This is a genomic window from Nodosilinea sp. LEGE 07298 (genome assembly GCF_015207265.1).
Classification (GTDB): domain Bacteria; phylum Cyanobacteriota; class Cyanobacteriia; order Phormidesmidales; family Phormidesmidaceae; genus Nodosilinea.
Genome location: NZ_JADEXE010000291.1, coordinates 1 through 8,166 on the forward strand (window position 1 = coordinate 1; position 8,166 = coordinate 8,166).

Sequence of the window (8,166 nt, forward strand, 5' to 3'; positions counted from 1 at the left end):
TTGACTCAATTGGTCTTGCAGTTGACGATACAAGAGGGGTGTTTCCATGAGACTGGCCTTGAGTTGGGGAATTCAAGCCTCTCATGAAATGCCCCTTCCCATCTACCCTGTCTCATTTGGGACTCCTTTCACAACAACCCTTTCAGGACTTTTCTGCACCACCAAGGGGTTAGGACTAGCGATCGTCAGTCACTTGGTTGACCTGCATGGCGGCACCGTGCAGGCTGCGAGTTTGGGAGAAGGGCAAGGCTCGACTTTTATCGTTAGGCTTCCCGTTATGACTGCCTCAAAGTTGCACCCCGATCATCCCTCGATGCGCGATCGCTCAGAGCTGCATTTCAATGGATTGCGAGTGCTTTTTGTGGATGATGAACGAGATTCACGAGAGCTAGGCACATTTTTGTTAGAACAGCAGGGTGCCAAGGTTACTCAGGTCGGGTCGGCTAGTGAAGCTTTAAATCAGCTCCAGCAGGCCAAGTTTGACTTGCTGATCAGTGATATCGGGATGCCCGATATGGATGGGTACGCCTTACTTCGCCACATCAGAGAGCGATCGCCCGACCAGAGCGGAGACATTTTAGCGATCGCCATTACTGCCTATGCGGGAGAAAGCGATCAGCAGCAGGCATTAGCCGCCGGATTTCAGCAGCATATTACCAAACCGATTGAGCCAGAAACCCTGTTGCAAACGATTTGGATGCTGGTGCAGCAGAAAGAGTAATTGCCCTAGGGATTGGGCATTTCTATCTTCGAAGGGTTACTGTGGCGACGGCTATAATGCTGCCCCCTTTGCTTTTTCTCAACGCTACGGCCTGGCTTTAAACCCATTGGGGCTACTCACCATCGTCGTCGATAATAGCGTTGCGATCGAGCAGCAGCAGGTTGCGCAGCTGGTCGGTGTCGAACTCGGTCAGCCAGCCTTCGCCAGCGCTGACCACTTGCTCAGACAGCGCTCGTTTGCCCTCGATCATCTCGTGGATGCGCTCCTCTAAGGTGCCAGTGGTGACAAACTTGTGCACCTGCACGTTGCGGGTTTGGCCAATGCGAAAGGCGCGGTCGGTGGCCTGGTTTTCGATCGCCGGGTTCCACCAGCGATCGTAGTGAAAGACGTGGTTGGCTCGGGTGAGGTTGAGCCCCACTCCGCCCGCCTTGAGGGAGAGAATGAACAGCCGGGGGGCGGCAGGGTCATTCTGGAAGCGATCGACCATGGCCTCGCGCTGGTTTTTGGTGGTGCTGCCGTAGAGAAACAGCGCTTCTTGCCCCAGGTACGACTGCAGGTGCCGCTGCAGCAATTTGCCCCACTCGGCAAACTGGGTAAAGATCAGAGCGCGATCGTCTTCGGCGATGACCTCTTCTAGCATTTCGTCGAGCCGCTGTAGCTTGCCCGATCGCCCCTTCAGCCCCAGGCTGGGCTCCTGCAAAAACTGGGCCGGGTGGTTGCAGATCTGCTTCAGCTTGGTCAGCAGCGCCAGGATCTGGCCCTTGCGCTGCACCCCGGTCGCCTCGTCCAGGCTTTCGAGGGCGCGATCGACGGTCTGCTGGTAGAGGTTGGCCTGCTCGGCAGACAGGCCGCAGAATACGGTCATTTCCTGCTTTTCGGGCAGGTCTTGAATGATGCTGCGATCGGTCTTGAGTCGCCGGAGAATAAACGGCTGCACCAGCCCCTTCAGCGCCCGCAGCGAAGCTGTATCGCCGTAGCGCTCGATCGGGGTGGCAAAACGGCGCTGAAAAAAGTTCTTTGGCCCCAGGTAGCCGGGGTTGAGAAAGTCCATGATGGACCACAGCTCGCCCAGGCGGTTTTCGACCGGGGTGCCGGTGAGGGCAACGCGAAACTGGGCCTCGATCTGGCGAACTGCTTTAGACTGCTTGGCGTCGGAATTTTTAACGTTTTGGGCTTCGTCGAGCACCAGGCACTGCCAGTTCACCGACTGCAGCGGTTTGAGATCGCGGTAGATCAGGGCGTAGCTGGTGATCACCAGGTGTTTGTCCTGCACGGCTTTGGCCAGGGCGCTGCCGCGAGGCCTGCGATCGCCGTGGTGCACCAGAGTTTTGAGCTGAGGGGCAAACCGCTTGACTTCTTTCTCCCAGTTGCCCAGTACCGAGGTGGGGCAGACCAGCAGCACCGGACTTTCTAGCCAGCCGTGGTCTTGCAGGTGGAGCAAAAAGGCAATCAGCTGAATCGTTTTGCCCAAGCCCATGTCGTCGGCCAGACAGGCCCCCAGGCCCCACTGCTCTAAAAAGGCCAGCCACGATACCCCCCGCGCCTGGTAGGGTCGCAGCTGCCCCTTAAAGCCGCTGGGAGCCTCAATTTCCTCTAGAGTTTGGTTGCCCGTGGTCAGGGTTTCGATCAGGGTTTGCAGCGCTCCGGTGGCCTCAAAGCTAACCACCGGCAGCTTGTCGATTAGCTGGGTGTCACCGGTACTAATCCGCAGGGCATCCTCCACCGAGAGAGGCGTGGCAGTCTTTTGACCCGCCAAAAACTGCCGGGCAGCTTTCACATCCTGGGGCTTGAGTTCAACCCAGCGGCCGTTGATTTCCACCAGCGGCGAGCCCTGGTTGATCAGCTGCTCAAACTCTGCGGCAGAGAGGGTTTCTCCTGCGATCGATAGCTCCCAGCGGAAGTTGAGCAGGCTCTTGAGGCCGAGGCGCTGCCGCTGTTTTTGGGGCGGTACCTCGGCCTGTACCTTCAGGCCCAGCCGCCCGCTGCCACTCTCGGCGGTTTGAGCCAAACCGGAGGGTAGCTCTACCTCAACGCCGTTATCTTGCAGCTGCCAGGCCGAGGCCTTAATAAACTGGTAGGCCTGAATCGGGTCGAGGTCGCAGTGGGTCGGGTGCTGCTGGCGCAGGCTTTCGCGGATCGGGTCATACAGTCGTGCGGCCCGCCCTAGGGCACCCAGCAGTGTTTCCTGGGGTGCTTTGAGAGTAGCCCCATGGTGGTGCAATTCGTCAACGGGGTGTTGCCAGATTACCTCTGCCCCTAGTTGCCAGTCGGGGTTGGCCGCCGACTGCAGCTGGTAACGCAGCTGCCAGGGCTGGTCGAGATCTGGAGGGGGCTGCAGCACCAGCCGCAGGCGAAACTGGCGGGATGGGTCTTCGGCCAGGGTTTGCAGCGGCGTAGTCCAGGTGGTCAGCGCTTCTTGAAGCCGGGCGGCGGCGGCGGCACTGGCCTCCAGGGTGCCCACCGGCTGGCTCAGAGCCTGAAGCCAGGGCTGAAGCGGCAGCTCTTTGCCCAGATTGGCTAGGCCGTTGAGGGGTTGCGCCTGGGCCACCTGGCGCACCTGGTAGTCAACTAAGGCGGTTAAAAACTGCAGCAGCAGCGGCTGGGGATCAAGGAGGGGAAACCCGCAGGCCAGCGGTAGCGCTCCCTTAGCTATGGTGGGCAAATGGGTCCGACAGGCAGGCGGCATGGCCAGGGCAAAATGGCGCAGTCGTTCCTGGTCGGGGGCGCTGTCGAGTAGAGGGTGCCAGCCAGCCGCTAAGGTTTGACTGGTGAATTCTAGATCGGGTAAAAACTTGCCACGGGCCAGCAGGTTGAGGCCCCAACGGGCAACGTGACCCCAGTAGCGCAGGTCGGCCCCAATATCGCCGGGGCCAGTGGGGGTATGCTGCCCCAGGGGCAGGGCCAGTAAAATGGGCAAAAAATCGGTCATTCCTAACTGCCAGCCCTGTACTCGCCAGGGATGCAGCACGGTTTCGGCGTCGGGTTCAGTCTCTGACTGGGCATCTAGCTTGGCAGAATGCACGGGCGCTAGCGCGGTGGTCAGCAAGCGGGCCGGTAGCGGTAGGGTAATTTCGCCCCAGACGGGGCCAGCTGCCCCGCGAGTCGATTTGGCAGAGCGCAATCGCCGGTTTCCCCCGGTTGCTTTGGTTGCCCCTTTACCAGCAGCGATCGCAGCCTCGGTCAGCACCGCTGGAAATACATCCATCGCCGAGCTAGCCCGTCCCACTAGCTGTTTTTGCATGCCGGTCAGCACCTGAGCCAAATCGGCCTGGCCCAGGGCATAAGGGTGAAAATGCAGCCCTTCCCACGGGGCTAACCCCTCCGCTGGCAGCGGTTGCCAAGCCTCAGCCCAGAGAAAAAACTGCTGCGCCTGGGGAACCCAACTGACGTGTAGTATTGCCATTGCCCTATATCTACGACTCGTTCAAAGAATGGGGTGCGTTAGGAGCAGGTAGATAGGGCCTTGTCACACCCGGACTACAGGTAAAACGTTAGGGTATGCCCCGGTGGGTAAACCCTCCCCCGAGGCATCAACCCCGGTTACTCCTGGTGTGCAGAAAACCTGCTTAATGTGCTTATCTTACTCCCTTAGGAAGGCTCTGGCAGAGGATTTGCCCCAAAGCCTTACGCGTACTCCATGGTAACGGGGGTATGGTCGCTGGGTTTTTCCCAACGGCGGGGTTCGAGGTCAATAGTGCAACCTAGAGCGCGATCGCCTAGAGCCGTCGAAAGGTAGTGGTGGTCAATCCGCCAGCCCATGTTGCGCCGAAAGGAGGCCGCTCGGTAGTCCCACCAGCTAAAGTGACCACCCTCGTCATTAAACAGACGAAATCCATCCTTAAGGCCCACAGCCATCACCTGTCTCAGGGCCTCCCGCTCCGTCGGTGAAGACATAATGTGCTTCTCTTTACCCTCAGGATTGTAGATATCCCTGTTTTCTAACGCAATGTTGAAATCGCCGCAGACGTTGAGGTTGGGATAGGTTTCTAGCAGAGTGGCCAGATACTCCTTCAGGCAGTCGAGCCAGCGCAGCTTGTACTCATATTTTTCGCTGCCCACAGCACTGCCGTTGGGCACGTAGAGATTCACTATATAAATATCGCCCCAGAGACCAGCGATCACCCGCTTTTGGTCATCCAAATTGCCAACACGATCTTCCCCAAGCACTGGAGCAAAGCCGCATTGCACCTCCTCTAATGGCTGACGACTGAGCAAAGCTACCCCGTTGTAAGACTTTTGGCCATGGATATAAGCGGTATAGCCCAGTTCTGAAAAAGCTGCGGTTGGAAAGTCTTCGTTGATGACCTTGGTTTCTTGCAGGCACAGCACGTCTACCGGGTTGGCCTGTAGCCACTGGGTCGCGTGGTCAAGGCGCGATCGAATCGAGTTGACGTTCCAGGTGGCAACTTTCATAGACAGGTTAAGCTAAACAGGTAAGGTCACAACGTTCTAGCTTAAGGGGTTGACCGCCCAAAAGGATCGCGCCCAAAGGATCGCAACAGTGCCTCCAAAATCTCCCCCAAATTCACAGCCAGAGGGAAAAGCCTTAGTTAAGGAAGTGTGCCGCCGCATTCGCCTGGCCCGCAGCTATTGGGATGCCCACAACAATGCCGCCTGCCGAGGTGAGCGAGAAAAAGCGCTGTCCCTCTACAACACCCTAACCAAAGAGCAAAAAGACCAAATTCCCCAAACCCTGCGGGTGTGGCTGCGCTACCGCAGTGAGAAATATTTTGGTGCTCATCAGACGCAGCCGGGGCAGAAGCGGCGATCTGCGAAGGGACGAAAGCGATAAGGAACAGCTGGTTTTTGGTAAGATACTGGCAGCTCTTAGGGGAATTAACTCAGTTGGTAGAGCGCTGCGTTCCCAAAGGGTAGTCAAAGGCCAATCGCACCGTTACGGTGCATCGCATACAAAACTAGGGGAATTAGCTCAGTTGGTAGAGCGCTGCGATCGCACCGCAGAGGTCAGGAGTTCGAATCTCCTATTCTCCATTCTCTCAAACCTATATAGGCCAAGGGTTGTATTGCCCATCAACAAAGTGATTCAGAGCCTTGCTGAGTTCCTGGGGCTAGACGCTGTTATGCCACTTTTGGCCATTTTGGTTAGAATTTGGATCGAAATTGGATCGAAAGATTCCTCGATCCATTCGAGCCATTCTCTGTAGGGCTTTCACCATGGCCAATGCTGCTAGAGCGAAGAAGGGCACCGTCTCAGTGACAAGTGACCGAGATCGGTTGCGTCTGGGCTGGCGATACAAAGGGGAACGCTATTTTCTGTTTATCGGACTCCCTGACACCATCACGAACCGGAGAGTGGCCGAGGCCAAGGCGTCCCAAATCGAGCTCGACATGATGTCAGGGCATTTCGATCCAACGCTTCGAGCCTATAAATTGCAGCTTCCCAACCGCAGTCAGCTGACTGTCACCGGCCTATTCAACAAATTCATCCAGCACAAATCAAAGACAGTCGTTTCGGCCACTCTGGATAAATATCGTGGACTGCTGAATTATTTGGAGGAATTCTTTAAGACTCGTTCGGTTGCTGAAGTCAGCGTAGCCGAGGCCGAAAAATTCTCCAGCTGGTATGACTCTCAAGATTTATCCAAGGTTGTCATTCGAGAGCGTCTAGGCCTTTTGAAGGCGTGCTGGGAGTGGGGGATTGAGCAGGCTTTAGTTGAGTCTAATCCTTGGGTAGATATGCCTTTAAGAATTAAGGTTCCGCCAAAACAAATGCCTAAGCCTTTCACCGAGGCAGAAATCAAATCAATCGTTGAGGCGTTTAAAGCTAACCGTTATTATCGCCACTACGTCAATTTTGTGGAGTTTCGCTTTGGCAGTGGTTGCCGGACTGGAGAGATCGTGGGCCTACGCTGGAAACATATCTCTGAGGATTGCTCAACCATTTGGATTGGTGAGGCTTTAGTCAAAGGGAAGCAGAAAGCCACCAAAACAAATCGGTCTCGGTATATCACCCTGACATCTAAATTGCAGACAATGCTTCAGGGATTGAGGCAAGCGGATAGCGATCCCAATGATTTAGTTTTTAAGGGGCCAAAAGGCGCTCCTATCGATGCAAAAAACTTTGCCCAACGAGGCTGGCAGAAAATTTTAACTAAGCTAGGCATTGATTATCAAAGACCTTACAATACCCGACATGCCTTGATTTCTCATGCCCTGGATAAGGGTATGAATCCGGTGGAAGTAGCTCAGTTAACAGGGCACGATGTGCAGACGCTTTACCGAAATTATGCAGGTAACGTCAACAGCCGCCCTCGCTTACCAGAAATATAAGCACCCAATAAGCACCCAGCGCAGGTTTCAGTATAGTTTGCGCCCAAACCAGACCACTTTCCCCATGAGGCTGAGGCTGCTGGATGTTTTAGATATTTGAATTGAGAAGGCTTCATAGGCAGGGTGGTCACTGAGTACTCTCAGCATGTCATCGGCTATGTACTGCAAGCGTTTGATGAGCAGCCGATTATCGAGTTTGAGCAGGTAGATACCGTGACTCACGGTTTCCAAGTCACGATCATTGGTATCTACCAGTGCTAAATCCCCCTGGTGAAGGGTCGGTTCCATGCTTTCATCGACCACTTGGGTGAGCAGCAAATTTTCAAAGGCGTTGGGGAACTCTGCTCGGAGCCAGCCCGTCTCAAAGGCCAGTGGATCCTTGTAAATGTAATCTTCGGCTGACGTTTTGGATGAATCCTTAGCCCCCGTTACAGACTGACCGGTCGCCAGCCACTCGACGCTGATGTTAGCCGTGCGGGCTATAGCGAGCAGTGCCGGTCGGGTGGGTTCGCTTTGGCCATTGAGATATTGGCGGAGCACGGTGTCAGAAAAGCCGCAATCCCTGGCAAAGCCCCGAATGCTCTTGTCTCCGACTGCCTGTTTTAGGCGAACTGGAAACTGATCGACACCCGTGGCCCCCGCCTGCGCCTCGTCAGGTAAAGGATTAGTCATAGGGTTACATAAATTGCAGACGCAAATTATAGCACTTGACATGCAAGTTATTTATTGCTAACTTCATCGATATATTGATGGAGCTAAGACAATTCTATGCATGTAGAAGACATTAAAGCAGCTCTACGCAAGCAGGGCTGGACTTTAACCAGCATCGCAAAAGAACTGAATATTGGCACCTCGGCAGTCTCCAATGCCTTGACTCGACAGCGATCGCGGCGTATCGAGCAGGTCGTGGCGGGCAAACTTGGCCTGCCTCCCCATGAAATTTGGCCTCAACGGTATAAACGAGGAGGCTCAATAGGTGTTTCAGGGAGGTGACCTGCAAGCAGATGATGTATTCGCTAGGCTGAATACTAAAGTGCACCTGCTCTGCGATCTCATGCTAACCCTGACACACCTTTTGGAAGAGGCCAAGTGCTACGACAGCGTTCGGACGTTGCGCTGGCCCGACGGCGTTATCCGGTGTCCGAAGTGCGGCT

At 55.4% G+C, this 8,166-nt stretch carries 8 protein-coding genes, 1 tRNA gene and 1 pseudogene; 7 read left to right on the forward strand and 3 right to left on the reverse strand.

Annotation, left to right across the window (positions count from 1 at the left end; all coding sequences use genetic code 11):
• Positions 1-88: 88 nt before the first annotated feature.
• Together IQ273_RS36040 and IQ273_RS26935 are read left to right on the forward strand one after the other, a co-directional pair.
• A pseudogene (locus tag IQ273_RS36040) lies at positions 89-265 on the forward strand (ATP-binding protein); the annotation flags it as partial.
• 12 nt (positions 266-277) lie between these two features.
• The gene (locus IQ273_RS26935; RefSeq protein ID WP_228053959.1) at positions 278-721 is read left to right on the forward strand and encodes a response regulator; all 444 of its coding nucleotides are present in this window, start codon (positions 278-280) and stop codon (positions 719-721) included.
• 112 nt (positions 722-833) lie between these two features.
• Here IQ273_RS26935 and IQ273_RS26940 read toward each other — a convergent pair whose 3' ends face one another.
• Both IQ273_RS26940 and xth read right to left on the reverse strand, forming a co-directional pair.
• On the reverse strand, positions 834-4,124 hold the full coding sequence (locus tag IQ273_RS26940; protein ID WP_194026216.1) for a DEAD/DEAH box helicase: 3,291 nt from the start codon (positions 4,122-4,124) through the stop codon (positions 834-836).
• Between the two features lie 221 nt (positions 4,125-4,345).
• Entirely contained in the window at positions 4,346-5,134 is a 789-nt protein-coding gene (gene xth, locus IQ273_RS26945; protein ID WP_194026217.1) for an exodeoxyribonuclease III, read from the reverse strand.
• Positions 5,135-5,222: 88 nt separating this feature from the next.
• Here xth and IQ273_RS26950 point away from each other — a divergent pair, with 88 nt between their 5' ends.
• The 3 genes from IQ273_RS26950 (at position 5,223) to IQ273_RS26960 (ending at position 7,012) form a co-directional block, all read left to right on the forward strand.
• Positions 5,223-5,513 (forward strand): Precorrin-3B methylase, encoded by a 291-nt coding sequence (locus IQ273_RS26950; protein WP_194026218.1) that lies wholly within the window; start codon positions 5,223-5,225, stop codon positions 5,511-5,513.
• A gap of 127 nt (positions 5,514-5,640) precedes the next feature.
• A tRNA-Ala gene (locus tag IQ273_RS26955) sits at positions 5,641-5,713 on the forward strand.
• A gap of 183 nt (positions 5,714-5,896) precedes the next feature.
• Positions 5,897-7,012 (forward strand): tyrosine-type recombinase/integrase, encoded by a 1,116-nt coding sequence (locus IQ273_RS26960; RefSeq protein WP_228053957.1) that lies wholly within the window; start codon positions 5,897-5,899, stop codon positions 7,010-7,012.
• Positions 7,013-7,039: 27 nt separating this feature from the next.
• Here IQ273_RS26960 and IQ273_RS26965 read toward each other — a convergent pair whose 3' ends face one another.
• Entirely contained in the window at positions 7,040-7,684 is a 645-nt protein-coding gene (locus IQ273_RS26965; RefSeq protein ID WP_194026220.1) for a S24 family peptidase, read from the reverse strand.
• Between the two features lie 96 nt (positions 7,685-7,780).
• Between IQ273_RS26965 and IQ273_RS36045 the strand changes: the two genes are divergently transcribed.
• Together IQ273_RS36045 and IQ273_RS36050 are read left to right on the forward strand one after the other, a co-directional pair.
• Positions 7,781-8,005: a helix-turn-helix domain-containing protein gene (locus tag IQ273_RS36045; protein ID WP_194026221.1), complete on the forward strand. Its 225-nt coding sequence runs from the start codon at positions 7,781-7,783 to the stop codon at positions 8,003-8,005.
• A gap of 61 nt (positions 8,006-8,066) precedes the next feature.
• Positions 8,067-8,166: transposase (locus IQ273_RS36050; RefSeq protein WP_194021068.1), on the forward strand; the 100-nt coding region annotated here is incomplete at its 3' end.